Origin of the sequence: Streptomyces fodineus (assembly GCF_001735805.1) — a bacterium.
Taxonomy (GTDB): domain Bacteria; phylum Actinomycetota; class Actinomycetes; order Streptomycetales; family Streptomycetaceae; genus Streptomyces; species Streptomyces fodineus.
Map to the genome: position 1 here is coordinate 5,506,685 of NZ_CP017248.1, position 25,029 is coordinate 5,531,713.

The 25,029-nt window shown below is 71.0% G+C and carries 21 protein-coding genes; 13 read left to right on the forward strand and 8 right to left on the reverse strand.

Going from position 1 to position 25,029, the window contains the following annotated elements:
* Positions 1 to 75 precede the first annotated feature (75 nt).
* Entirely contained in the window at positions 76 to 3,207 is a 3,132-nt protein-coding gene (locus BFF78_RS23585) for a sacsin N-terminal ATP-binding-like domain-containing protein (protein ID WP_069780216.1), read from the forward strand.
* A gap of 163 nt (positions 3,208 to 3,370) precedes the next feature.
* The gene (locus tag BFF78_RS23590; protein ID WP_069780217.1) at positions 3,371 to 4,213 is read left to right on the forward strand and encodes a hypothetical protein; all 843 of its coding nucleotides are present in this window, start codon (positions 3,371 to 3,373) and stop codon (positions 4,211 to 4,213) included.
* 10 nt (positions 4,214 to 4,223) lie between these two features.
* Here BFF78_RS23590 and BFF78_RS23595 read toward each other — a convergent pair whose 3' ends face one another.
* Positions 4,224 to 6,620 (reverse strand): cation-translocating P-type ATPase, encoded by a 2,397-nt coding sequence (locus BFF78_RS23595; protein WP_069780218.1) that lies wholly within the window; start codon positions 6,618 to 6,620, stop codon positions 4,224 to 4,226.
* 85 nt (positions 6,621 to 6,705) lie between these two features.
* Positions 6,706 to 6,972 (reverse strand): DUF2530 domain-containing protein, encoded by a 267-nt coding sequence (locus BFF78_RS23600; protein WP_069783756.1) that lies wholly within the window; start codon positions 6,970 to 6,972, stop codon positions 6,706 to 6,708.
* 213 nt (positions 6,973 to 7,185) lie between these two features.
* Here BFF78_RS23600 and BFF78_RS23605 point away from each other — a divergent pair, with 213 nt between their 5' ends.
* Positions 7,186 to 8,637, forward strand: a complete 1,452-nt coding sequence (locus BFF78_RS23605) for an NCS2 family permease (protein WP_069780219.1) — start codon at positions 7,186 to 7,188, stop codon at positions 8,635 to 8,637.
* Positions 8,638 to 8,647: 10 nt separating this feature from the next.
* Here BFF78_RS23605 and BFF78_RS23610 read toward each other — a convergent pair whose 3' ends face one another.
* Complete coding sequence (locus BFF78_RS23610) at positions 8,648 to 8,830, reverse strand: ribbon-helix-helix protein, CopG family (RefSeq protein ID WP_069783757.1); 183 nt, start codon at positions 8,828 to 8,830, stop codon at positions 8,648 to 8,650.
* 151 nt (positions 8,831 to 8,981) lie between these two features.
* Between BFF78_RS23610 and BFF78_RS23615 the strand changes: the two genes are divergently transcribed.
* The 4 genes from BFF78_RS23615 (at position 8,982) to thpR (ending at position 12,794) form a co-directional block, all read left to right on the forward strand.
* Positions 8,982 to 9,419: a MarR family winged helix-turn-helix transcriptional regulator gene (locus BFF78_RS23615; protein WP_069780220.1), complete on the forward strand. Its 438-nt coding sequence runs from the start codon at positions 8,982 to 8,984 to the stop codon at positions 9,417 to 9,419.
* 26 nt (positions 9,420 to 9,445) lie between these two features.
* Complete coding sequence (locus BFF78_RS23620) at positions 9,446 to 10,789, forward strand: MFS transporter (protein ID WP_227025917.1); 1,344 nt, start codon at positions 9,446 to 9,448, stop codon at positions 10,787 to 10,789.
* 146 nt (positions 10,790 to 10,935) lie between these two features.
* A complete protein-coding gene (locus BFF78_RS23625) occupies positions 10,936 to 12,096 on the forward strand; it encodes a TIGR03118 family protein (RefSeq protein WP_159033046.1) in 1,161 nt (386 codons plus the stop codon).
* 125 nt (positions 12,097 to 12,221) lie between these two features.
* Positions 12,222 to 12,794, forward strand: a complete 573-nt coding sequence (thpR, locus tag BFF78_RS23630; RefSeq protein WP_069780222.1) for an RNA 2',3'-cyclic phosphodiesterase — start codon at positions 12,222 to 12,224, stop codon at positions 12,792 to 12,794.
* A gap of 192 nt (positions 12,795 to 12,986) precedes the next feature.
* Here thpR and BFF78_RS23635 read toward each other — a convergent pair whose 3' ends face one another.
* From BFF78_RS23635 to BFF78_RS23645, 3 genes are all read right to left on the reverse strand, one after another.
* Positions 12,987 to 13,982 carry an aldo/keto reductase gene (locus BFF78_RS23635; protein WP_069780223.1) on the reverse strand — a complete coding sequence of 332 codons (996 nt, stop codon included), beginning with the start codon at positions 13,980 to 13,982 and terminating at the stop codon, positions 12,987 to 12,989.
* Positions 13,983 to 14,044: 62 nt separating this feature from the next.
* The gene (locus BFF78_RS23640) at positions 14,045 to 14,632 is read right to left on the reverse strand and encodes a Uma2 family endonuclease (RefSeq protein ID WP_069780224.1); all 588 of its coding nucleotides are present in this window, start codon (positions 14,630 to 14,632) and stop codon (positions 14,045 to 14,047) included.
* A gap of 88 nt (positions 14,633 to 14,720) precedes the next feature.
* Positions 14,721 to 15,404, reverse strand: coding sequence for an SGNH/GDSL hydrolase family protein (locus BFF78_RS23645; protein ID WP_069780225.1), 684 nt, complete (start codon positions 15,402 to 15,404; stop codon positions 14,721 to 14,723).
* A 111-nt stretch (positions 15,405 to 15,515) separates the two neighbouring features.
* Here BFF78_RS23645 and BFF78_RS23650 point away from each other — a divergent pair, with 111 nt between their 5' ends.
* Positions 15,516 to 16,481 carry a TolB-like translocation protein gene (locus BFF78_RS23650; RefSeq protein WP_069780226.1) on the forward strand — a complete coding sequence of 322 codons (966 nt, stop codon included), beginning with the start codon at positions 15,516 to 15,518 and terminating at the stop codon, positions 16,479 to 16,481.
* Positions 16,482 to 16,537: 56 nt separating this feature from the next.
* Here the strand turns inward: BFF78_RS23650 and BFF78_RS23655 are convergent, their stop codons facing one another.
* Positions 16,538 to 17,290, reverse strand: a complete 753-nt coding sequence (locus BFF78_RS23655; RefSeq protein WP_069780227.1) for a helix-turn-helix domain-containing protein — start codon at positions 17,288 to 17,290, stop codon at positions 16,538 to 16,540.
* 243 nt (positions 17,291 to 17,533) lie between these two features.
* Between BFF78_RS23655 and BFF78_RS23660 the strand changes: the two genes are divergently transcribed.
* Genes BFF78_RS23660 through BFF78_RS23670 form a run of 3 tightly spaced genes read left to right on the forward strand, consistent with a single transcriptional unit; the run spans position 17,534 to position 19,981 of the window.
* Positions 17,534 to 18,202 (forward strand): DUF4097 family beta strand repeat-containing protein, encoded by a 669-nt coding sequence (locus BFF78_RS23660; RefSeq protein WP_069783759.1) that lies wholly within the window; start codon positions 17,534 to 17,536, stop codon positions 18,200 to 18,202.
* A gap of 28 nt (positions 18,203 to 18,230) precedes the next feature.
* A complete protein-coding gene (locus BFF78_RS23665) occupies positions 18,231 to 19,193 on the forward strand; it encodes an ATP-binding cassette domain-containing protein (RefSeq protein WP_069780228.1) in 963 nt (320 codons plus the stop codon).
* Positions 19,190 to 19,981: an ABC transporter permease gene (locus BFF78_RS23670; RefSeq protein ID WP_069780229.1), complete on the forward strand. Its 792-nt coding sequence runs from the start codon at positions 19,190 to 19,192 to the stop codon at positions 19,979 to 19,981. The genes BFF78_RS23665 and BFF78_RS23670 overlap by 4 nt, the downstream gene beginning before the upstream one ends.
* 94 nt (positions 19,982 to 20,075) lie before the next feature.
* Here BFF78_RS23670 and serC read toward each other — a convergent pair whose 3' ends face one another.
* Positions 20,076 to 21,194, reverse strand: a complete 1,119-nt coding sequence (gene serC, locus BFF78_RS23675; protein WP_069780230.1) for a phosphoserine transaminase — start codon at positions 21,192 to 21,194, stop codon at positions 20,076 to 20,078.
* A gap of 157 nt (positions 21,195 to 21,351) precedes the next feature.
* Between serC and BFF78_RS23680 the strand changes: the two genes are divergently transcribed.
* Together BFF78_RS23680 and BFF78_RS23685 are read left to right on the forward strand one after the other, a co-directional pair.
* The gene (locus BFF78_RS23680; RefSeq protein WP_069780231.1) at positions 21,352 to 24,237 is read left to right on the forward strand and encodes an FAD-binding and (Fe-S)-binding domain-containing protein; all 2,886 of its coding nucleotides are present in this window, start codon (positions 21,352 to 21,354) and stop codon (positions 24,235 to 24,237) included.
* Positions 24,234 to 25,001 carry a metallophosphoesterase family protein gene (locus BFF78_RS23685; protein WP_069780232.1) on the forward strand — a complete coding sequence of 256 codons (768 nt, stop codon included), beginning with the start codon at positions 24,234 to 24,236 and terminating at the stop codon, positions 24,999 to 25,001. Before BFF78_RS23680 ends, BFF78_RS23685 begins: the two co-directional genes overlap by 4 nt.
* The last annotated feature ends 28 nt before the right edge of the window (positions 25,002 to 25,029 follow it).

Here is a 25,029-nt window from a genome sequence, read left to right on the forward strand (position 1 = left end):
GACCGCCCCACGCCCGTGCCCCGGCCGCCCCGCTCTCGCTGTACCTTCGTGCTCACGTCGACGAGGAGTGTGAACGTGAGCAAGTACGTGCGGCCGGCGGCCGAGGGCGCCGACCCCTTCGGCACCGCCCGTCTGCGCCGCGGTGTTCTCGACGCCTGGGCCACCAGCCCCGCCCGGTTCCGCGAGGACGCCAACGCCGAGGAGGACCTGGTCCTGGGCGGCTACCGGGACCGGCTCGTCGTCGAGCTGGCCCAGAACGCCGCCGACGCCGCCGCGCGGGCGAAGGTGCCGGGCCGGATGCGGCTCACCCTCCGGGAGGGCGTCCTCGTCGCCGCCAACACCGGTGCCCCGCTGGACGCGGCCGGTGTCGAGTCGCTGTCCACGCTGCGGGCCTCCGCCAAGCGGGACACCGAGGTCACCCAGGGTGCCGTCGGCCGGTTCGGGGTCGGGTTCGCCGCCGTCCTCGCGGTGACCGACGAGCCCGCGCTCGTCGGGCGGCACGGCGGTGTCCGCTGGTCCCTCGCCGAGGCGCGGGAGCTGGCCGCCGACACCGCCCGGCACAGCCCGGGGCTGGGGGACGAGATCCGGCGCCGGGACGGGCATGTGCCGCTGCTGCGGCTGCCGTTCGCCGCCGAGGGCACCGCCCCGGAGCCGTACGACACCGCCGTCATCCTGCCGCTGCGGGACGCGGCCGCCGCCGATCTCGCCGGGCGGCTGCTGAACGCCGTCGACGACGCGCTGCTCCTCGCCCTGCCGGGGCTGGAGGAGGTCGTCGTGGAGGCCGGTGACGAGGTGCGCGTCCTGCGCCGTCGCAGCGAGGGCGCCGTCACCGTCGTGGAGGACTCGCGGGAGGGGACCACGCGGTGGCGTACCGCTTCCGCGCACGGGCCGCTCACCCCCGACCTGCTCGCCGACCGGCCCGTGGAGGAGCGGCTGCGGCCCCACTGGTCGGTGACCTGGGCCGTACCCGAGGACGAGGACGGGCGCCCGGTGCGGCCTCGTACGTCGGCCGTCGTGCACGCGCCCACGCCCAGCGACGAGCCCCTCGGCGTCCCCGCCCTCCTCATCGCCTCCTTCCCCCTCGACACCACCCGCCGGCGCACGGCTCCCGGCCCGCTGACCGACTTCCTGGTGGGGCGCGCGGCGGACGTCTACGCCGAACTGCTCGCCGACTGGCGGCCCGTGACGGAGGGGATCATCGGCCTCGTGCCCGGTCCGCTCGGCAAGGGCGAGCTGGACGGGGCGCTGCGGCAGGCCGTGCTGGAGCGGCTGCCCCGGACGGCCTTTTTGCCGCCCGCCGTGCAGCCCGTGGACCACGACACCGACCTCCCCCAGGCCCTGCGGCCCCGGGACGCGGAGATCGTGGAGGGCGCCGGGGCGGACACCGTGCGGGTGCTCGCCGAGGTGCTGCCCACGCTGCTGCCCGCCGGTCTGGAGCGGCGGGTCGAGCTGCGCACCCTCGCAGTCGCCCGGCTGCGGCTCGCCGACGCCATCGACCGGCTCGCCGGTCTGGAGAAGGACCCCGACTGGTGGTGGCGGCTCTACGACAGCCTCGCCGGGGTCGACCCCGACCGGCTCTCCGGCCTTCCCGTGCCGCTCGCCGACGGGCGGACCACGATCGGCCCTCGGCAGGTCCTCCTGCCCACCCCGGACGCCGCCCTGATCGACCCGGACGTCCTCGGGCGGCTCGGGCTGAAGGTGGCCCACGAGGACGCCGCCCACCCGCTGCTGGAGAAGCTCGGCGCGCTGCCCGCCACCCCGCGCGCGGTGCTCACCACCCCGCAGGTGCGGGCCGCCGTCGCCGCCTCGCTGGAGGAGGAGGGCGCGAGTGGGGGCTGGGAGGAGGACGCGCCGGACGCCGAGGAACTCGCCGACACCGTCCTGTCCCTGGTGCGCGACGCGGGCCTTGAACCGGGCGAGGAGCCCTGGCTGGGGGCCCTGGCACTGCCCGACGAGGACGGGGAACTCGCCCCCGCCGGCGAACTGGTCCTTCCGGGCAGTGCCTTCGCCCGGGTGATCCGGGCCGACGAACTGGCCGCCGTCGACCACGACATGGCGGACAAGTGGGGCGAGCAGCCGCTGGCCGCCTGCGGGGTGCTCGCGAACTTCGCGCTCGTCCGTGCCACCGACGTCGTCCTCGACCCGGACGAACTGGAGCCCCGCGAGAGCGACTTCGCCGAGCCCGACGACGCCGGGCTGCTGGACGCCGTCGACGTGTGGTGTGAGGACATCCTCGACCGCTTCCCGGACAGCCCGGTGCCCCCGGTCGCCACCGAGCTGGTCGCCGTGCGCGACCTGGACCTGGTGGACGACGAGCACTGGCCCGAGGCGCTCGCCCTGCTCGCGCAGCCCCCGCTGCGGGACGCCCTCACCCAGCCGGTCCGCATCCTGCTGCACGACGGCACCCACGAGGTCGTACGGCCGTACACGGCGTGGTGGCTGCGCGGGCACCCCGTGCTCGACGGCCGCCGGCCCGCCGGTCTGCTCGCGGCGGGCGGCGATCCGCTGCTGCGCGGCCTGTACGACGAGGCCGACGCGACCGGGTTCGAGGACGAGCAGGTGCTGCGCGCCCTGGGCGTACGCACCTCCGTGGCGGCCCTGCTGGACGAGCCCGGCGGCGCCGCCGAGCTGCTGGACCGGCTGGCCGACCCGGCACGGCTCGTGTCGTCGGCCCAACTACACGCGCTGTACGGGGCGTTGGCGGAGCTGGACCCGGAGCAGGTGACCCTGCCGGACGAGCTGCGGGCCGTGGTCGACGGGCGCGTGGAGGTCGTGGACGCGACGGAGGCGGTCGTGGTCGACTCGCCCGATCTGCTGCCCTTCACCGCCGGGGTGCCGCTGCTGCCGGTCCGGCCGGCCCGGGCCGCCGAGCTGGCCGAGCTGTTCCAGGTGCGGCGACTGAGCGAGTCCGTCACCGGCGAGGTGCACTCCGAGGGGGCCGAGCACGAGGTGCCGGAGCCGGTGCGGGTGCTGCTCGGGTCGCGGACCCCGCAGACGTACGTCGAGCACGAGGAACTGGTCGTGGACGGCGTGGAGATCGACTGGCGGCTCACCGACGACGGTGTGCTGCACGCGGCCACGCTGGAGGGGGTCGCGGCCGGGCTGGCCTGGGCGGCGGGCCAGTGGCCACGGCGCTTCGAGGTCGCGGCCCTGCTGGAGGACCCGTCCCGCACGGAGGAACTGGCCCGGGACCGCTGGTTCGACTGACCACCGGTGTTCACTGCCCTAAAGATCTCGCCACGGAAGAGTAATCCGGCCATAAAATATGGCCGGATTGCGCTCTTGCCGTACAACCGGCACCTGGGGTCATGGATCTCACTCGCATGAGTCAACCGACTCTCTGATCACTTCTCCCTCCAGGGGAACGCACATGCGCATACGTGCCACCGTGGCCGCCGTCTCCGGCGCCCTGGCCCTCACCGCCCTCGCAGTCCCGGCCGCGCAGGCCGTCACCGACTCGGGCACCCCGTACACGCTGAACGCGAGCTTCTCCAACGTCTCGATCGCCTCGGCGGTCAAGGTCGGCACCACCAACGAGGTCAGCGTCTCGTACTCCTACACGCTGACGCACGGCTCGACCGTGAACATCGCCGCGAGCGACTTCTACACGGACGCCTTCCTCTACCACGGCAGCTACGGCGACACGTCGCCCGAGCTGTACGGCGACAGCCCGGCGACCTGCACCCCCACCTCGTCGACGACGGCCACCTGCAAGGGCTACATCAACATCTACCCGGCCAACTCCTCGTCCGACGGCGGCCTGCTGAACGCCTGGGCCGGCGGCTGGAGCGTGGCCGCCGAGGCGGTCGCCTTCAACGGGCAGGACCAGCAGAACCCCGACATGAGCAAGGTCGGCTACAAGGACCAGAGCGGCCTCGGCACCACGCTGGTGCAGCGCTACTCCAAGCTGACGACCACGGTGAGCGCGACGTCCGTCTACAAGGGCAAGAGCGTCACGGTGTCGGGCAAGCTGACCCGGGCCGACTGGGAGAAGCACACGTACAACACGGTCGGCGGCCAGTCGGTCAAGCTTCAGTTCCGCAAGTCCGGCACGAGCACGTACACCACGATCAAGACGGTGACCACCGACTCGTCCGGCAACGCGAAGACCACCGCCACCGTGAACTCCAGCGGCTACTGGCGTTACTCCTACGCCGGCATCTCCACCACCCCGGCGGTCAGCGCCACGGGTGTCTACGTGGCCGCGAAGTAGTCACCACCCCCTAGTCGGGAAAGCGGCGGTCGACCCACTTCCACAGGAACTCCAGGGCGGCCGCCGCCACCACCGCGATGCCGACGGCCGTCCACGGCATCTCCACGCCGACCAGCTTGAGCGCGAAGAAGGTCTGCAGCCCCGGGACGGCCAGGACCAGCAGGAACGCCACTCCCATCGCGGCCACCAGGGTCATCCGCCACCAGGTGTAGGGGCGGGCGATGATCGCCAGGATCCACATCGAGATCAGGAACAGCGTCAGGGTGGCCGCGCTCGTCTGGGCGCCCAGCCGATCGCTGCCCGTGTAGTGGCCACGGGCGATCAGGTACGTCACGAAGGTCGCCACCCCCGCCACCACCCCACCCGGGATCGAGTACCGCATGACCCTGCGCACGAAGTGGGGTTTCGCCCGCTCCTTGTTGGGCGCGAGGGCCAGGAAGAACGCCGGGACGCCGATGGTGAGGGTGGAGAGCAGGGTCAGGTGCCGGGGCAGGAAGGGGTATGCGACCTGCGCGCACACCACCAGCACCGCCAGCAGCACCGAGTAGACGGTCTTCACCAGGAACAGCGTGGCCACCCGCGTGATGTTGCCGATCACGCGCCGGCCCTCGCCGACGACCGACGGCAGGCTCGCGAAGCTGTTGTTCAGCAGCACGATCTGCGCCACCGCCCGCGTCGCCTCCGAGCCGGAGCCCATGGCGACCCCGATGTCGGCGTCCTTCAGCGCGAGCACGTCGTTCACGCCGTCGCCGGTCATCGCGACCGTGTGCCCGCGCGACTGCAGCGCCCCGACCATGTCCCGCTTCTGCTGCGGGGTGACCCGCCCGAAGACGGTCCCCTGATCCAGCGCGTCCGCCATCCCGGCGGGGTCGGCGGGCAGGTGCCGCGCGTCCACGGTCGTACCCTCCAGGCCCAGCTTGGCGGCGACCGCGCCGACCGAGACCGCGTTGTCGCCGGAGATGACCTTGGCGCGGACGTCCTGGTCCGCGAAGTAGCGCAGGGTGTCCGCCGCGTCGGGCCGCAGCCGCTGCTCCAGGACGACGAGGGCGGTGGGGCGGGCGCCGTGGGCCGGCTCGGGGTCGTCCAGGTCGCGGCGGGTGCGGGCCAGCAGCAGCACCCGCAGCCCCTGCTCGTTGAGGCGCTCGGTTTCGGCCAGGGCCGGGTCGTCGGGGGTGAGCAGGACATCGGGGGCGCCCAGCAGCCAGGTACTGGTCTCGCCGTCGGCCTCGCTGAACGCGGCGCCGCTGTACTTGCGGGCCGAGGAGAAGGGCAGCGACTCCACGCAGCGCCAGTCCTCGCTGTCCGGGTAGGCGTCGATGATCGCCCGGAGGGAGGCGTTGGGGCGCGGGTCGGACTCGCCGAGCGCGCCGAGCACCTTGTGCACGTACGTCTCCTCGGCGCCGTCCAGGGTCGTCAGGCCGGTGACGTCCATGCCGCCCTCGGTGAGCGTGCCGGTCTTGTCCAGGCACACCGTGTCGACGCGGGCGAGCCCCTCGATGGCGGGCAGCTCCTGCACCAGGCACTGCTTGCGGCCGAGCCGGATGACGCCGATCGCGAAGGCGACGGAGGTGAGGAGCACCAGCCCCTCCGGGACCATCGGGACGATTCCGCCGACCGTGCGGGCCACGGCGTCCTTGAAGCCGTTGCTCTCGACCACGAGCTGGGTGACGACCAGGCCGATCGCGGCCGGGACCATCATCCAGGTGACGTACTTCAGGATCGTGGAGATGCCGGTGCGCAGCTCGGAGTGGACCAGGGTGAAACGGGAGGCCTCCTCGGCCAGCTGGGCGGCGTAGGCCTCGCGGCCGACCTTGGTGGCCTGGAAGGCGCCGCCGCCCGCGACCACGAAGCTGCCGGACATGACCGCATCGCCGGGGCGTTTGACGACGGGCTCGGCCTCGCCGGTGAGCAGCGACTCGTCGACCTCCAGCCCGTCGGCCTCGGCGCACACCCCGTCGACGACGATCTTGTCCCCGGGCCCGATCTCTATCAGGTCGTCGAGGACGATCTCGTTGGTGGCGACTTCGACGGCCGTCCCGCCCCTGCGTACCGTCGGCCGGGTCTCCCCGATGACCGCGAGCGAGTCGAGGGTCTGCTTGGCCCGCCACTCCTGGACGATGCCGATGCCGGTGTTGGCGAGGATCACGAAGCCGAAGAGGCCGTCCTGGATCGGCGCGACGAACAGCATGATCAGCCAGAGCACACCGATGATCGCGTTGAACCGGGTGAAGACGTTCGCCCGGACGATCTCCCCCAGCGACCGGCTGCTGCGCAGGGGCACGTCGTTGACCTGGCCGCGGGCGATGCGTTCCGCCACTTCGACGGGGCTCAGCCCGGCCGGCCCGGTCGCGGGCAAGGCCACCGGGTGCACGGGGTCGAGCTCGGCGCCCGCGTCTATATGGCTCATGCCATCGACGGTACGTACAGATGTGCCCACCCGCCCACCGGACTCGGTCGGTTGGAACCCGGGCGTCCGGGTTCAGCCGGCCCGGCTATCCGGCCGGCGTCGACCGCGGCGCCGTCGCCCGCTTGATCGCCGCGTCCCGTTTCCGGACGTACCAGATGCCGATCAGGCCCAGCCCGCCCCCGGCCAGGCAGGTCCACAGCCACCACAGATGCCCGTGGTCCCGGAACCAGCCGTAGAAGGGGAGCTGGACCAGGAAGAGCACGAACCACACGATCGTGCCGCCGGTGATGGTGGCGACCACGGGGCCCTCCAGGGGCTCGGGCGCCTCGTGCTTGGGGGTCCACTTGGCCATGCGCACAGCTTAAGCGCCCCCTTGAGCGCCCCGATTTTCCGCCCGCTTCCGCCCGCTTTCCGCTCGTTCTCCGCCCGCCCCGCCGCTGTCTACGCGCGGAGATGGCGATCTGGCACTCATACATTCATACTGAAACCGTTTGCCTTTGACCACTTCTGCTCGTATGAAACGCCAAAGAGGCTCGGGGGAACCCCTTTGGTGATGAGGTCCCGCATGTCCACCTCGGCACCCGCCAAGGTCCCCACCCCCGAAATGCCGGGCGGTGCGCCGGCCCACGGCGCCCTCGACCGCTACTTCAGAATCTCCGAGCGCGGCAGCTCCATCGCCCGTGAGATCCGCGGCGGTTTCGCCACCTTCTTCGCGATGGCGTACATCATCGTGCTGAACCCGATCATCCTCGGCAGCGCGAAGGACATGTACGGACACCACCTGGCCAACGGCCAGCTGGTGACGGCGACCGCGCTGACGGCCGCGTTCACCACCCTGCTCATGGGCGTCATCGGCAATGTGCCGATCGCGCTCGCCGCCGGCCTCGGCGTGAACTCGGTCGTCGCGCTCCAGCTGGCGCCCCGGATGTCCTGGCCGGACGCGATGGGCATGGTCGTACTGGCCGGTTTCGTGGTCATGCTGCTGGTCGCCACGGGGCTGCGCGAGCGTGTGATGAACGCCGTGCCGTTCGGTCTGCGCAAGGCGATCTCGATCGGTATCGGCCTGTTCATCATGCTGATCGGCCTGGTCGACTCCGGGTTCATCACCCGGATGCCGGACGCCGCGCAGACCACCGTCCCGGTCCAGCTCGGCGTGGGCGGTCATCTGCACGGCTGGCCGGTGCTGGTCTTCATCCTCGGTGTGCTGCTCACCTTCGCGCTGCTCGTCCGCAAGGCGCCGGGCGCGATCCTGATCTCGATCGTCGGCATGACCGTCCTAGCGGTGATCCTCAACGCGGTCACCACGATCCCGTCCTGGGGCCTGACCGTCCCGAAGTGGCCGGGCAACCCGGTCGCCACCCCCGACTTCGGCCTGGTCGGCCAGGTCAGCCTGTTCGGCGGCTTCCACAAGGTCGGCCTGCTGACCGGCATCCTCTTCGTCTTCACCGTGCTGCTGTCGTCGTTCTTCGACGCCATGGGCACGATCATGGGCGTCAGCGACGAGGCCAAGCTCACCGACGCCGAGGGCTACATGCCGGGCATCAACCGGGTGCTGTTCATCGACGGCTTCGCGGTCGCGGCGGGCGGCGCCAGCTCGTCCTCGGCCACCACCGCGTTCGTGGAGTCCACCGCCGGTGTCGGCGAGGGTGCCCGCACGGGCCTCGCGAACGTCGTCACGGGCGGCCTCTTCGCCGTCGCGCTGTTCCTCGCCCCGGTCGCCACGATGGTCCCGTCCCAGGCGGCCACCCCGGCGCTGATCGCGGTCGGCTTCCTGATCCTGTCCAACTCGATCAAGGAGATCGACTGGGCGGACTACACGATCGCGATCCCGGCGTTCGTGACGATGCTGATGATGCCGTTCACCTACTCGATCACCAACGGTATCGGCATGGGCTTCCTCACCTTCACGGTGCTGCGCCTGGCCGCCGGGCGGGCCCGGGAGATCCCGGCCCCGATGTACGTCGTCTCGGCCGTCTTCGCCTTCTACTACCTGATGCCGGCCCTGGGCCTGACGTGATCGCACGGGGTCAGGTGACCCCGTAGAACCGCTCCGTCTCCTCGACGGCGGCCTGGAACCGTTCGTCGAAGTCGTCCCGGATGAGCGTGCGGACCACATAGTCCTGCACGCTCATTCCTCTTTTCGCAGCATGGTGACGGAGCCTTTCGAGCAGCTCCCCGTCCATGCGCAGGCTGAGCACACTGGTCCCCATGGGTACGAGGGTCGCCATATCCGGCCACCCGGTGCGTCACTTTCCGGAGCTGACTCACTCATATGGGTGATCATTGGCTTAGTGGCGGGCGTCACGGGAATTCGGGCGCGCCGCAGTCTCGTTAGGGAGAGTAATGAGTTATCCTAAGGACATGTCGGACCTCACCCATGGCGACGACGCTGCCGCCGTGAACTCCCTCCGCTCCGCCGTGATGCGGCTGTCCCGTCGGCTCAAGCACCAGCGGGTCGACGAGTCGCTGAGCCCCACCGAGATGTCGGTGCTGGGCACCCTGGCCCGCTGCGGCTCGGCCACCCCGGGCGAGCTGGCCCGCAAGGAGCACGTCCAGCCGCCGTCGATGACCCGCATCGTCGCGCTGCTCGAGGCCAAGGGGCTGGTCCGGCTGGAGCCGCACCCCGAGGACCGGCGCCAGAAGGTCGTCACCCAGACCGAGCAGGCCGAGGCGATGCTCGAGGAGAGCCGCCGCAAGCGCAACGCGTTCCTGGCCGGCCTGGTCGAGGGCCTCGACGAGGACGAGTGGGCCACACTGCGCGCCGCCGCCCCCGTGCTGGAGAAGCTCGCACACCTGTAAGCCGATTGCCGAGGAGGCGAACCCTTTTGAGTACGGGATCCGGAATACCTTCCGCCCCCGCACCGACCACCACCCACCACCCTCGCGGATCCTCGATGTTCAGCTCGCTGAGGATCAGGAACTACCGCCTCTTCTTCATCGGCCAGGTCGTCTCCAACACCGGCACCTGGATGCAGCGCATCGCCCAGGACTGGCTCGTCCTCAGCCTCACCGGCTCCTCCGCCGCCGTGGGCATCACGACCGCCCTGCAGTTCCTGCCGATGCTCGTCCTCGGCCTCTACGGCGGCGTCCTGGTCGACCGCCTCCGCAAGCGCCCCACGCTGCTGGTCACGCAGTCCTCGATGGCCGTCACGGGCCTGGGGCTCGCCTTTCTCACCCTCTCCGGCCATGTCCAGGTCTGGCACGTCTACGTCGCCGCCCTCGCCGTAGGACTCGCCACGGTGGTCGACAACCCGGCCCGCCAGTCCTTCGTCTCCGAGATGGTCGGGCCCGGGCAGCTGCAGAACGCGGTCAGCCTGAACTCGGCGAACTTCCAGTCCGCCCGCCTGGTCGGCCCCGCCGTCGCCGGTCTGATGATCACCGGCGTGGGCACCGGCTGGGCGTTCCTCGCCAACGGCCTGTCCTTCGTCGCACCCATCGCCGGCCTGCTGCTGATGCGGGCCCGCGAACTGCACGTGGTCGAGCGCGCACCGCGCGGCAAGGGCCAGCTGCGGGAGGGCCTGCGGTATGTGGCCGGCCGTCCGGAGCTGATCTGGCCGATCGTCCTCGTCGGCTTCATCGGCACCTTCGGCTTCAACTTCCCCGTCTGGCTGTCGGCCTACGCCCAGCACGTCTTCCACGCCGGCGCCGGCGCCTACAGCCTCTTCAACACCCTGATGGCCGTCGGCTCCCTGACCGGCGCCCTGCTGGCCGCCCGGCGCGGCACGGCCCGGCTGCGCATCCTGATCGCCGCCGCGCTGGCCTTCGGCACGCTGGAGACCGTGGCCGCGCTGGCCCCGTCGTACTGGCTGTTCGCGCTGCTCATGATCCCGATCGGCATCTTCGGCCTGACCGTCAACGTCACCGCGAACACCGCCGTGCAGATGGCCACCGACCCGGCCATGCGCGGCCGGGTGATGGCCCTGTTCATGATGGTGTTCATGGGCGGTACGCCGCTGGGCGCGCCGATCGTCGGCTGGATCACCGACACCTACGGCGCGCGGGTCGGCTTCGCCGCCGGTGGTGTCGTATCGGTCGCCGCGGCCGGTGTGGTCGGCCTGGTCCTGGCCCGCATCGGCGGTCTGCGGCTGGCGGTGGGCTGGCACCACGGCCATCCGCGGGTGCGGTTCGTACCGCGCGGGGAGCGGGAGGAGCTGGCGACGGCGGCTTAGGGGGGGCACAGGGCTCGCGGTGGCGTGTCCGCGTACGGATGTGCAGGGATGCGTGTCTGCGTGTCGATCACGGATGCGATTGGCATCTTATGAGATTACTTCTGCCGATACGTCCTCTTTGGAACGTGTGGGACAGGAGCATCCGCATGACATCGCAGGCACCACCGGCGTCGACCCCAAGACCCCGCTCCCGCGTACGGCTGCTGACGGCTGTCGCACTGACCCTGACCCTGGGCACGGCCGGCGCACTCGCCGCCGCGCCGTCCGGGGCCGTGGACGGGCCGCGCAGGTCCGGCAACAGCTTCCGGGAGCGCGACCTCGTCTCCGACCTCGCGGGCAGAGCGGAACGGCAGGACCAGAACCTGGTGAACCCCTGGGGGCTGGTGCGCACGGCGAACGGCGCGATCAGGGTCTCCAACAACGGAACCAGTACGTCCACGGTGTACTCGGGCGCCCGGGACAATCACCCCGTCACCATCCTCTCGCCCGTCGTGCATCTCCCCGACAACGCCGACCCGACCGGGATCGTGCGCAACGACACCCGCGACTTCCGCTTCACCGCCTCCGGACGCTCCGGTCCCGCGCAGTTCATCTTCGCCGGGGAGAACGGCGGCCTCTTCGCCTTCAGCTCGCATGTGCTCCCGACGACCGGTGTCCAGGTCGCCCAGGAGGACGACGCCGTCTTCAAGGGCCTGACCCTCGTGGACGGCGAGCGGAAGGCCGCGAAGGGTGACCGGCGCCGGCCGCGCCTGCTCGTCGCGAACTTCCGTGACGCGCGCATCGACGTCTTCGACACCCACTTCAAGCAGGTGAAGCAGGCCGCCGGCGCGTTCCGGGACCCGCGGATCCCGGTCGGCTTCGCGCCCTTCGACGTCAAGGACATCGGCGGCAGGATCTTCGTCACCTACGCCAAGCAGAACGCGGAAAAGCACGACGACGTCGCGGGCCCCGGCAACGGCTTCATCGATGTGTTCAGCACCGGGGGCAGGCTGCTCCAGCGTTTCGCCCGACGTGGGGTGCTCAACTCGCCCTGGGGCCTGGAAACGGCTCCCAAGCGCTTCGGGAAGTTCGCCGGCGACCTGCTCGTCGGCAACTTCGGCGACGGCCGCATCAACGCCTTCGACCTCAGGACCGGCCGGTTCGAGGGGACCCTGAAGTGCCCCGACGGGTCGCCGGTCGTGATTCCCGGCCTGTGGGGGCTGCAGCGGGGCACCGCCCGGTCCGGCGGTGAGGACAGCGTCTGGTTCGCGGCGGGAATCGAGGACGAGGCGCACGGGCTGCTCGGCACCCTGCGCGCCGCGCGCTGACCCCTCCCCTCATCCCGGGTGCTCGCCGGGCGGTCACACCCGCCGGGCGAGCACCGCCCGGGCCCGCCGGCCGACGTGCTCGTCATCGACTCATCGTGCCGGCCGGTGTCTGCGAAGGTGAAGGCATGAGACTCTTCGCCGCGGTGCTCCCTCCGGAGCACGTCGTCCATGAACTCGCCGCCGAGGTCGCCAAGTTGAAGAGGCTGCCCGGTGCGGAGCGGCTGCGCTGGACGGGCCGTCCGGGCTGGCACTTCACCCTCGCGTTCTACGGCGAGGTCACCGACGACCTCGTACCGGACCTGTCGGACCGCCTGGCCCGCGTGGCCCGCCGTACGCACCCCTTCGACCTCGCTCTCTGCGGCGGCGGCCAGTTCGGGCACGGCAAGGCCCTGTGGGCGGGCGCCTACGGTGATGTGGAGGCGCTGCGGCTGCTGGCCGACCGGGCGGAGGCGGCGGCGCGGAAGGCGGGCGTGCCGATGGGGGAGCACCGGCGGTACAAGGCCCACCTGACGGTGGCGCGGAGCCGGGACTCGGTGGACGTACGGCCGTATGTCGATCTGCTGCGGGAATTCACCAGCCGGACCTGGTCGGTGAGCGAGCTGGTGCTCGTGCGCAGCAACCTGCCGAGGTCGGGGGCGGTGGGGGAGCAGCCGCGGTACGAGGCGGTGGGCCGCTGGGAGTTTGGCGGGGTTGGTTAGGCTCGGTGGTGTGGACCCGAAGACCCGGAACCGGATCATGGCCGGTGTGCTTGTGCTGATGTTCGTCGTGGTGGCCGTTTCGGCGGCCCTCAGGTAGGTGGGCCGGGGAACTGCGGCCGGCCGGCGGCCGTGGGCCGTGCGTGGCCGGTCGCGCAGTTCCCCGCGGCCCCGGGTCGGCTGTCCCCGCCGGTCCTACCAGGCGAAGGCCTCCGGGGAGGGGCCCGGGCCCGGGAAGACCTCGTCCAGACCGGCCAGCAGCTCCTCGCCCAGCTCCAGCTCCACGGCCCTGAGCGCCGACTCCAGCTGTTCGGCGGTGCGCGGGCCGACGATCGGGCCGGTCACGCCGGGGCGGGTCAGCAGCCAGGCCAGGGCCACCTCGCCGGGCTCCAGGCCGTGCTTGTCGAGCAGGTCCTCGTACGCCTGGACCTGGGCGCGGGCGGCGGGGTCCTTGAGGGTGTCGGCGGCCCGGCCGGAGGCCCTGCGTCCGCCCTGGACCTCCTTCTTGAGGATGCCGCCGAGCAGACCGCCGTGCAGCGGGGACCAGGGGATGACCCCGAGGCCGTAGTCCTGCGCGGCCGGGATGACCTCCATCTCGGCGCGCCGCTCGGCGAGGTTGTACAGGCACTGCTCGCTGACGAGGCCGATGGTGCCGCCGCGGCGGGCGGCGATCTCGTTGGCCTGGGCGATCTTGTAGCCGGGGAAGTTGCTGGATCCCGCGTAGAGGATCTTGCCCTGCTGGACCAGGGTGTCGATGGCCTGCCAGATCTCCTCGAACGGGGTGTCCCGGTCGATGTGGTGGAACTGGTAGAGGTCGATGTGGTCCGTCTGCAGCCGCTTCAGGCTGGCGTCCACGGCGCGCCGGATGTTCAGCGCGGAGAGCTTGTCGTGGTTGGGCCAGGCCGGCTGCCCGTCGGGGGCCATGTTGGCGTAGACCTTGGTGGCGATGACGACCTTGTCGCGGCGGTCACCGCCCTTGGCGAACCAGTTGCCGATGATGCTCTCGGTCCGCCCCTTGTTCTCACCCCACCCGTACACATTGGCGGTGTCGAAGAAGTTGATGCCGGCGTCCAGCGCCGCGTCCATGATGGCGTGGCTGTCGGATTCGTCGGTCTGCGGCCCGAAGTTCATCGTCCCCAGGACGAGCCGACTGACCTTGAGTCCCGTGCGTCCAAGCTGCGTGTACTTCATGGTTCTCTAGCCAACGGCTTGAAGTGCGCTCGAAGCAAGGACTTTCGGACGGCGTCGGCCGGCTAGTCGCGCGGGAACTCGTCGGTCTTCAGGGTGAGGCCCAGGGGGGTGGTGGTCATGTCGATGTCCGCTCCGAAGGTGACCGTCAGTTCGCTGACGTACTCGCCGTCCTTGGGCTGTGTGTAGAGGTGGCACTTGGCCTGGTACGGGTCGGCGATGAGATAGACGGGGACTCCCGCTGTGGCGTAGGCGGCCTTCTTCGGTCCGTAGTCGTTCGCTGCGGTGTCCTTGGAGATGACCTCGGCCACGAATTCGACGTCCTGATAACGCCAGCGGCCCTTGCTGTCCTTTACGGACCGCTCGGCCAGCCCTGCCACGTCACAGGCAAAGCCGTTCAGGTGCCCGGGGAAGTCAATGCGCACGTCGGACGCCAGCCGCTTGATCGGGTATTTGTCCCGCAACTGCTCCAGGATGCCGAAAATGATCTCCCAGTGGGTTTGCCGCTGCGGCGACATGAAGATGTGCCCCCCGACGATCTCGACCTTCGTTCCCTCGGGGATCGGCATCTTCTCGAGGCACTCGAACATGACGTCCAGAGTCAGCTCGCTGCCTGCTTCGGCCATCTCGATCCTGTCTTCAAGGACGGTCATCGTGGCGCTCCTCCCCGGCTGCCCCACGCACCGGTGCAGCCGCGCAGTTCAACGATACGCACGGTGACCAGGAGACGCCGGAATCCGGTCAACTCGTTCCGGCCGCGTACGCCTGTCCGATCCCCCACGCCTCCCACATCGCCCCCGCGAACGCCTGAGCGATCCGGTGCTCCCCGTCGGCGTTGGGATGCGTCCCGTCGTACGTGTCCGCGTGGATGTCGTACGACTCCGGCCACGACGCCAGCAGGATCGGTGAGCGGGGTTCGTCCAGGTCGGCGACCGTCTTCGCGAGCAGGACGTTGAAGAGGTCCACCTGGTCGGCGAAGGACGCGTCCGCTTCGGCCCGGATGTTCGGGATCACCGGCAGCAGGACCATGCGCAGGCGCGGGTTGGTCTCGCGCGCGCCCGCCACGAAGGCCCGTACGTTCTCCGCCGTCTGTTCGGCGTTCGTGTAGAAGCCCAGGTCGATGAGCCCGAGGGAGATGAGGAGCACGTCGGGACGGTGTGCGCGTACCGCCTCGCCGATCAGCGGGGCCATGTGCAGCCAGCCCTCGCCCCAGCCCGCCAGGTGGCGGCGGGGGAAGGCGGGGTCGGCGTAGGCGTAGGACGTCGGGGCCTCGGTCGACTTGTCGTACAGCTCCTCGCGCGGGCCGACGAAGGTGAACGGACCGTCGTAGCTGTCCCGCAGATGCTGCCAGAGCCGGTAACGCCATGTGTGCTCGCCGGCGCTCCCGATCGTCATGGAGTCGCCTACGGGCATGAACCTGAGCATCCGCTCATGATGGACGATCGCACGCACCCATGGGATGTGAGGCCCACCACGTCCGGTGCGCCCCGAGGGAGCGGACCGGTGAACCCCCGGCGGGAATGGCAGTCTTGGGGCATGCGCCGATCGTTCGCCGTCCTCGCCGGGTCCCTGCTCGTGGGCGCGCTCGCCATGCCCGCGTCGGCCGCCGACGGTGACCAGGGCTTCACCTTCAAGGACCCGCGGATCACCGAGTCCAGCGGGCTCGCCGCCTCCCGCCTCCACCCCGGCATCTACTGGACGCACAACGACAGTTCCGACGGGCCGTACATCTACGCCGTGGACAGCCGGACCGGCAAGACCGTCGCCCGGATCACCCTGCGCGGCATCGGCGCCCCACGGGACGACGAGGCCATCTCCATCGGGCCGCACAACGAGATCTACCTCGGCGACATCGGCGACAACCTCGGCGGCAAGTGGCCGTACGTGTGGATCTACCGGCTGCCCGAGCCGAAGGAGCTGAAGGACCAGACGGTCACCGCCACGCAGTACGTCGTGAAGTACGCGGACGGGCCGCGCGACGCCGAGTCGCTGCTCGTCCACCCGAAGACCGGGCGGGTCTACATCATCGACAAGAAGGAGGACGGCGGGCACCTGTACGAGGGCCCGGCCCACCTGTCCACCTCCGGCACGAACATCTTCAGGCCCATCGCCGCCGTCGACCTGTGGGCCACGGACGCCGCCTTCTCGCCGGACGGGCGGCAGCTCGCCGTGCGCGGGTACCTCGGCGGGATCTACTACGACTGGAACGGCGGCCGGATCAAACGCGAGGGCCAGCTCGACGTACCCCTGCAGGGGCAGGGCGAGGGCGTCACGTACTCCGTCGACGGGACCAAGCTGCTGTACAGCAGCGAGGGCGCCGACAGCGAGGTGGTGGCGAAACAGGTGCCGGACCTGCCGACATCCGCATCACCCTCGGCGCAAGCCGGTTCGCCCCTCTCCGGCGGTGGGATCGGCGGCGGTGGCCTGAAGGTCGGGGCCGCCGTCGTCGCCGTCGGGCTGGCCGCGCTGTTCGGGATGCGGCTGCTGCGGCGGCGGGGGTGACGCCGCCGGTCCGGCGCGCCGGCGCACGAACCACGCGATCGCCGCACACCGGCCGTCTAGGCGCGATCTGAACTCGCCGTGGCGGTGCCGCCCGGGGCCGTTTCGGCTGTGCTGTAGAGGACGTCGCGGGCCTGCTCCGCGGCGCGGATCATGCTCTCGCCGACGAAGTCGAGGAAGCGGGCGATGTTCTCGAGGCGGATGGCGGACGGGGTGCCGGGGCCGAGGAGGCTGACGCCCTGCCGCGCGGTCTCGGCGAGCTGTGTATGGGATCGGGCGGCGGTGATCATCCCCTGGTACCAGACGTCGTTGTCGGCGACGTAGCGTTCGCGGCGGCGTTCGTCGCGTTCCCGGCGGATGAGGCCCATGGTCTCGAGGAGCCCGACCGTTTTGGAGATGGACGCCGGGCTGACCTGGAGGCGCTGGACGAGTTCGGACGCGGTGAGGCTGCCCGCGTCGCTGGTGTAGAGGCAGACCAGCACCCGGGCGGCCATCTTGGGCAGGCCCTGTTGCATGAGGAGGGTGGTGAACGCCTCCTCGTACTCGCGCACGGCCTCGGTGTCGCGTCCGTGACTCTGCGCGGCCTCCCTCCCCCGGGGCGCGGTCTGTCTGCGCCGGTGGGTGCGGCGTTCGGTGGCGCGGTGGGCCAGGTCGGCGCGGTAGGCGGTGGGTCCGCCGTTGCGCATCACCTCGCGCGTGATCGTCGAGGTCGGACGGTCGAGGCGGCGGGCGATCTCCGCGTAGGCGAGGTCGTCGGCCAGTCCCAGCGCGATCTGCTGGCGCTCCTGCTGAGTGAGTCTGCCTCCCGGCATCGCGGTCTCCTTCGTGGTCCTCGGATGTCTCCAGTGTAGCGTTCACCTCCCATCCATTGCAACGAACGCGAGGGGCTTGTTGCATTAGATTCACAACCATTGCAACGAATTTAAGGTCTCTACCTGCATTGATGCCAGTCAAACGCAACGACGGTGTTGCCTGATCTATGAATGCAACGTAGCGTTTCCATCATCGGAAACAGCGAGCCGAAGGAGCGCACGATGCAGAAGGACCAGAGCACGATGCAGAAGTTCGACACCCCGGCCCCGGTTTCGGCCGTCCTGGACATCCCCGCGGGACGCATCCAGCTCATCGCCGCCGACCGGGCCGACACCACCGTCGAGGTCCTGCCCATGGACGCCTCCAAGAGCCGCGACGTCAAGGCGGCGGAGCGGATCGCGGTCGCCTACGTCGACGGCGTGCTGCGGATCGAGGCCGCACCGCCGAAGAACCGGGTCCTCGGCAACTCCGGATCCATCGAGCTGACCGTCCAGCTGCCCGCCGGCTCCCGGGTCGAGGCGAGGGCGGCCAGCGCCGAGTTCCGGGGCGTCGGACGGCTCGGCGACGTCACCTTCGACGGCCAGCAGGCCACGGTCAAGCTCGACGAGACCGAGAGCGCCCGCCTCACCGTCCTCGCCGGCGACGTCTCGGTCGGCCGTCTGGGCGGTTCCGCGGAGATCAGCACCCAGAAGGGCGCCCTCAACATCACCGAGGCCGTGGGCGGCACGGTCACCCTGAGCACCCAGCAGGGCGACATCTCGGTCGGCGTCGCCCGCGGAGTCTCCGCCTCCCTGGACGCCGGCACCACCTACGGCCGGATCCGCAACGAGGTCAAGAACACCGGCAGCGCCGGCGCCCTGAGCATCCACGCGACCACCTCCTACGGCGACATCACCGCCCGCAGCCTGTAACCCGCAGCGTTCACAAGGGAGCACCCCCATGACCAACCTGGCCATCGCGGCGAACGGGCTGCGCAAGTCCTACGGCGACAAGACCGTCCTCGACGGCATCGACCTGGCCGTCCCGGAAGGCACGATCTTCTCCCTGCTCGGCCCGAACGGCGCCGGCAAGACCACCGCGGTAAAGATCCTCTCCACCCTCATCTCGCCCGACCCCGCCAGTGGCCGGATCAGCGTCGGCGGCCACGACCTCGCCGCCGAAGCGCAGGCCGTGCGCGCCGCGATCGGCGTCACCGGACAGTTCTCCGCCGTGGACGGGCTGATCACCGGCGAGGAGAACATGCTGCTGATGGCCGACCTGCACCACCTGTCCAAGCGCGAGGGACGGCAGGTCAGCGCCGAACTGCTGGAGCGCTTCGACCTGGTGGAGGCCGCGAAGAAGCCCGCCTCCACCTACTCCGGCGGTATGAAGCGCCGCCTGGACATCGCGATGACCCTGGTGGGCAACCCGCGGATCATCTTCCTCGACGAGCCGACCACCGGCCTCGACCCGCGCTCCCGGCACAACATGTGGCAGATCATCCGCGAGCTGGTCTCCGGCGGTACGACCGTCTTCCTCACCACCCAGTACCTGGAGGAGGCCGACGAACTCGCCGACCGCATCGCGGTGCTGAACGACGGCAAGATCGCCGCCCAGGGCACCGCGGAGGAGCTGAAGCGGCTCATCCCCGGCGGACACATCCGGCTCCGCTTCACCGACCCGGCCGCGTACCAGAACGCCGCCTCCACCCTGCGCGAGGCCTCCCGGGACGACGCGGCGCTCGCCCTGCAGATCCCCAGCGACGGAACCCAGCGCGAGCTGCGCTCCATCCTCGACTGGCTGGACTCGGCCGGCATCGAGGCGGACGAGCTGACCGTGCACACCCCCGACCTCGACGACGTCTTCTTCGCCATGACCGGCGGCGCCACCGTCCCCAACCAGTCCAAGGAGACTGCCCGATGAGCTCCCTGTCCCTCGCCGTACGCGACTCCTCCACCATGCTGCGCCGCAATCTCCTGCACGCCCGGCGCTACCCGTCCATGACCCTGAACCTGCTGCTCACCCCGATCATGCTGCTGCTGATGTTCGTCTACATCTTCGGCAACACCATGAGCGCGGGCATCGGCAGCGGCGGCCCGGACCGCGCCAAGTACATCGCCTACATCGTCCCGGGCCTGCTGCTGATGACCATCGGCAGCACCACGATCGGCACCGCGGTCTCCGTCTCCAACGACATGACCGAGGGCATCATCGCCCGCTTCCGTACGATGGCGATCCACCGCGGCTCCGTGATCGTCGGACACGTCATCAGCAGCGTGCTGCAGTCGATCATCAGCGTGGTCATCGTCGGCGCCCTCGCCGTGGCCATCGGCTTCCGCTCCACCGATGCCACCGTCCTGGAGTGGCTCGCCGCGTTCGGACTGCTCGTGCTCTTCGCCACGGCGCTCACCTGGATCGCGGTCGGCATGGGCCTGGTCAGCCCCAGTGCCGAGGCCGCCAGCAACAACGCCATGCCCCTGATCCTGCTGCCGCTCCTGTCCAGCGCCTTCGTCCCGCTGCACTCGATGCCGGGCTGGATCCAGCCGATCGCGCAGTACCAGCCGTTCACGCCCTCCATCGAGACCCTGCGCGGCCTGCTGCTCGGCACCCACATCGGCAACAACGGGTGGATCGCCGTCGCCTGGTGCGTGGGCCTCGCGGTGCTCGGCTACTTCTGGTCGGCCTCGAAGTTCAACGGCGACGCGAAATAACCGCCATGCACAGACCCACACGAAGGGCGCCCGCGGAACGTACTCCGCCGGGCGCCCTTCGTCGTTGGACGAATCGTCGTCGTGGACGAAACGACTACAGCTTCTCGATCACGTAGTCGACGCACTTCGTCAGCGCCTCGACGTCCGCCGGGTCGACCGCCGGGAACATCGCGACGCGCAGCTGGTTGCGGCCGAGCTTGCGGTACGGCTCGGTGTCCACGATGCCGTTGGCACGCAGCACCTTGGCGACCGCGGCCGCGTCGATCTCGTCGGCGAAGTCGATCGTGCCCACGACCTGCGAGCGCTTGGCCGGGTCGGCGACGAACGGGGTGGCGTACTTGGACTCCTCCGCCCAGGAGTACAGGCGGGTCGAGGAGTCCTTGGTGCGGCCGGTGGAAAAGGCCAGGCCGCCCTGGCCGTTGAGCCACTCCAGCTGCTGGTTCAGCAGGAAGAGCGTGGCGAGGGCCGGGGTGTTGTACGTCTGGTTCTTGCGGGAGTTGTCGATCGCCGTGGGGAGCGAGAAGAACTCCGGGATGTGACGGCCGGACGCGTGGACGCGCTCGGCGCGCTCGATCGCGGCCGGGGAGAAGACGCCGATCCACAGACCGCCGTCGGAGGCGAAGGACTTCTGCGGGGCGAAGTAGTAGACGTCCGTCTCGGACACGTCGACCGGGAGGCCGCCGGCGCCGCTCGTCGCGTCCACGAGGACGAGCGCGCCCTCGTCGGCGCCGGCCACGCGCCGGATCGGCATGGCGACACCGGTGGAGGTCTCGTTGTGGGTGAAGGCGTACACGTCGACGCCCGCCTCGGCCTGCGGCTCGGGGTGGGTGCCGGGGTCGCTGGCGATGACGGTCGGCTCGGCCAGCCAGGGGGCGAGCTTCGCGGCCTTGGCGAACTTGGAGGAGAACTCGCCGAAGTTCAGGTGCTGGGACTTGTTCTCGATCAAACCGTGGGTGGCGATGTCCCAGAAGGCGGTCGAGCCGCCGTTGCCGAGGATCACCTCATAGCCCTCGGGCAGGGAGAACAGCTGGGAGATGCCCTCGCGGACCTTGCCCACCAGGTTCTTGACGGGCGCCTGGCGGTGGGAGGTGCCCAGCAGGGACGTACCGGTGGCGGCCAGGGCGTCCAGCGCCTCGGTGCGCACCTTGGAGGGGCCCGAGCCGAAGCGTCCGTCGGCGGGCTTGATGTCAGCGGGGATCTGAATGTCGGCCACGAGTCGGAGCGTATACCGGTGGGCGAAACCGGGCAGAACCGTGTCCGTCGGATGAGACAAGGTCGTCGAACCACGGACTTGTGAATCAGTACGACGATATGCGCGGGGCTGTGGAAAACTTTCGGTGACTGTCCGTGAGCGGATGCATCCTGGACGCATGACGGATCACTCGGGTCTCGAAGCTCAGCTGCGCGGCGCCGTCCGGGGCGAGGTCGGTTTCGACACCACCTCCCGGGCGCTGGTCACCATGGACGCGTCCAACTACCGGCGTGTCCCCGTGGGCGTCGTCGCCCCGGCAGACGCCGACGACGTGGCGGCCGCGCTGGAGATCTGCCGGGCGCGCGGGGTGCCGGTGGTGGCGCGCGGCGGGGGCACGTCGATCGCCGGGCAGGCGACCGGCGCGGGGATCGTCCTGGACTTCACCCGCCACATGAACGGCCTGCTGTCGATCGATCCCGAGGCGCGCACGGCCGTGGTCCAGCCGGGTCTCGTCCTCGACCGGCTCCAGGAGGCCGCCGCCCCGCACGGCCTGCGCTTCGGCCCGGACCCGTCCACACACAGCCGGTGCACGCTCGGCGGAATGATCGGCAACAACTCCTGCGGCTCGCACTCGGTCGCCTGGGGGACGACCGCCGACAGCGTGCGGGAGCTGTCCGTGATCACCGCGCGCGGTGACCGGCTGCGGCTCGGGCAGGGCGGGAAGGGGGCGCCCGAGGGGCTGCGCGAGCTGGTGGAGAGCGAGCTGGCCCGGCTGCGCACCGGCTTTCCCGACCTGCCCCGCCGCATCTCCGGGTACGCCCTGGACGCGCTGTTGCCCGAGAAGGGCACCGACGTCGCCCGTTCCTTCTGCGGCTGCGAGGGCACCCTCGGCATCCTCACCGAGGCGGTCGTCCAGCTGGTGCGGTCCCCACGGGCGCGTGCCCTGGCGGTCCTGGGCTACGGCGACGAGAGCGCGGCGGCAGAGGCAGCCGCGGGCCTGCTGCCGTTCGGCCCGCTGACGGTGGAGGGCATGGCGGCCGACCTGGTGCGTTCCCCGGCGGGGCTGCCCAAGGGGGGTGCCTGGCTGTTCGTGGAGACCGGCGGGGACTCGGCGGCCGAGGCACGCGCGCATGCGGAGGCGATCGTCCGCGCGGCCGACGTCGTCGACTCCCTGGTGGTGACCGACCCGGCGGCCCAGCGGACCCTGTGGCGCATCCGCGAGGACGCGAGCGGCACGGCCACCCGGATGCCCGACGGCAGTGAGGCCTGGCCCGGCTGGGAGGACTGCGCGGTGCCGCCCGCCCGGCTCGGCGCCTATCTGCGGGACTTCCGCGCGCTGCTGTCGGCCCACGGCCTGCGCGGCACTCCGTACGGCCACTTCGGCGACGGCTGCATCCACGTCCGTATCGACTTCGACCTGCTCACCGAGGCCGGCATCGGCCGCTTCCGCCGCTTCTCCGAGGAACTGGCCGGTCTGGTGGTGGAGCACGGCGGCTCACTGTCCGGGGAGCACGGCGACGGGCAGGCCCGCGCGGAGCTGCTGCCCCGCATGTACGGCGCGGAGCTGGTGGCCGTCTTCGAGCGGGCCAAGGCGGTCTGGGACCCGGACGACCTGCTCAACCCCGGCATGCTGGTCCGCCCGGCGGCGCTGGACGACAACCTCCGCTTCTCGGTGCTGCCCCGCGACCCGGTCGACGTGGCCTTCGGCTACCCCGCCGACGAGGGCGACTTCCGCGCGGCCGTCCGCCGCTGCGTCGGCGTCGCCAAGTGCCGTACGACCACGGCGGCCGGCCCCGCCGTGATGTGCCCCTCCTTCCGGGCGACCGGCGAGGAGGAACACTCCACGCGCGGCCGGGCCCGGCTGCTGCACGAGATGCTGGCCGGTGAACTGGTCACCGACGGCTGGCGTTCGACGGAGGTCCGCGACGCCCTCGACCTGTGCCTGTCCTGCAAGGGCTGCCGCTCCGACTGCCCGGTCGGCGTCGACATGGCCACCTACAAGGCGGAGTTCCTGCACCACCACTACGCCGGCCGACGCCGGCCCGCCGCCCACCTCAGCATGGGCCGGCTGCCGCAGTGGCTGCGCTGGATCGCTCTGACCCGCACGGCCCCGCTGCTCAACTCCCTTGCCGCGGTACGGCCGTTGGCCCAGGCCGGCAAGCGGCTGGGCGGGATCGCGGCCGAGCGGGAGATTCCCCGGCTGGCGACGCGGACGTTCACCGGCTGGTGGCGCGGCAGGAAGCCGGTCCCCGGCAGCGAGGGCGAGCTGGTCGTGCTCTGGCCGGACACGTTCACCGAGCATCTGTCGCCGTCCGTCGGCCGGGCCGCCGTCCGGGTGCTGGAGGCCGCCGGGCTGCGGGTGGCCCTGCCGCCGACACTGCTGGTGCGCGGGGGAGGGATCGGCACCGGCCGGCCCAGGCCGGCCACGGCGCTGCTCACCGCCCGCCGCTCCCGGGTCTGCTGCGGCCTCACCTACATCTCCACCGGCCAACTCGACCGCGCCCGCAAGGTTCTGCGCCGCACGCTGGACCTGATGGAGCCGGGCTTGCGGGCCGGGGCCCCGGTCGTCGTCCTCGAACCGAGCTGTGCGGCGGCCCTGCGCACCGACCTGCCCGAGCTGCTCCACGACGATCCACGCGCCGCCCGGCTCTCCTCGGCCGTCCTCACCTTCGCCGAGGCGCTGGAGCGGCACGCCCCGCACTGGACCCCGCCCGCCGTGGACCGCCCGGCCGCCGGCCAGACCCACTGTCACCAGCACGCGGTCCTCGGCGACACCCCCGACCGCCGCCTGCGCGCTGCCGCGGGCCTCACCGGCGAACTGACCGGCGGCTGCTGCGGCCTCGCGGGCAACTTCGGCTTCGAACGGGGCCACTTCGAGGTGTCCCGGGCCTGCGCGGAGGAACAGCTCCTCCCAGCGGTCCGAGAGGCCCCCGAGGAAACGGTGGTCCTGGCAGACGGCTTCTCCTGCCGCACCCAGCTCGAACAGCTGGCCGGGGTACGGGCACGACACCTGGCCGAGGTGCTGGCGGAGGCGCTGGAGCGGCAAACGGGGGGTGCGAAGTGACGGGGGACTACGGCCGGTTGGCGGTGCTGTCCGACGTCCACGGCGTGTTGCCCGCCCTGGAGGCGGTCCTGGCGGAGCCCGAGGTGGTCGCGGCCGACCGGATCGTCCTCACCGGTGACATCGTGGCGGGACCCCAGCCGGGCGAGGTGCTGGAGCTGCTGCGGGCGCAGGGCGACAGGGTGCTGTGGCTCGCGGGGAACGCCGACCGGGAACTGGTGGAGTACCGGCGCGGTGCACGCACGGACATCCTCGACCCCATCGGCCCGTACGCGGCCAGAGCACTGCGCGAGGACCAGATCGACTTCCTCGCCTCCCTGCCCCGCAGCCTCACCCTGCGCGTCCGTGGCCTCGGCACGGTCCTGTTCTGCCATGCCACCCCGCGAGACGACGAGGAACTGGTCCTGGTGGACTCCCGCCCGGCCCGCTGGGCGGAGGTCTTCACCGGCCTGGCGCCCGAGGTGGCCACGGTCGTCTGCGGCCACACCCACATGCCCTACGTCCGCCTCGCCCACGGCCGCCTGGTGGTCAACCCCGGCAGCGTCGGCATGCCCTACGGCCGCCCCGGCGCCCACTGGTGCCTCCTCGGCCCCGGCGCCGACCTGAGGGTGACGCCGTACGACATACCGGCGGCGGTGGCCCGGCTGGTCCGGGAGTGCGCGTACCCGGAGATCGCCGAATGGGCCGAGTACTTCCTGTACGCCCGGGCGACGGACACCGAGGTGCTGGCGGCATGGGGACCGAAGGACGGGCGCGGCGACGCATAGGGGCCGGGCGGGGGGCTTCGTAGGGTGA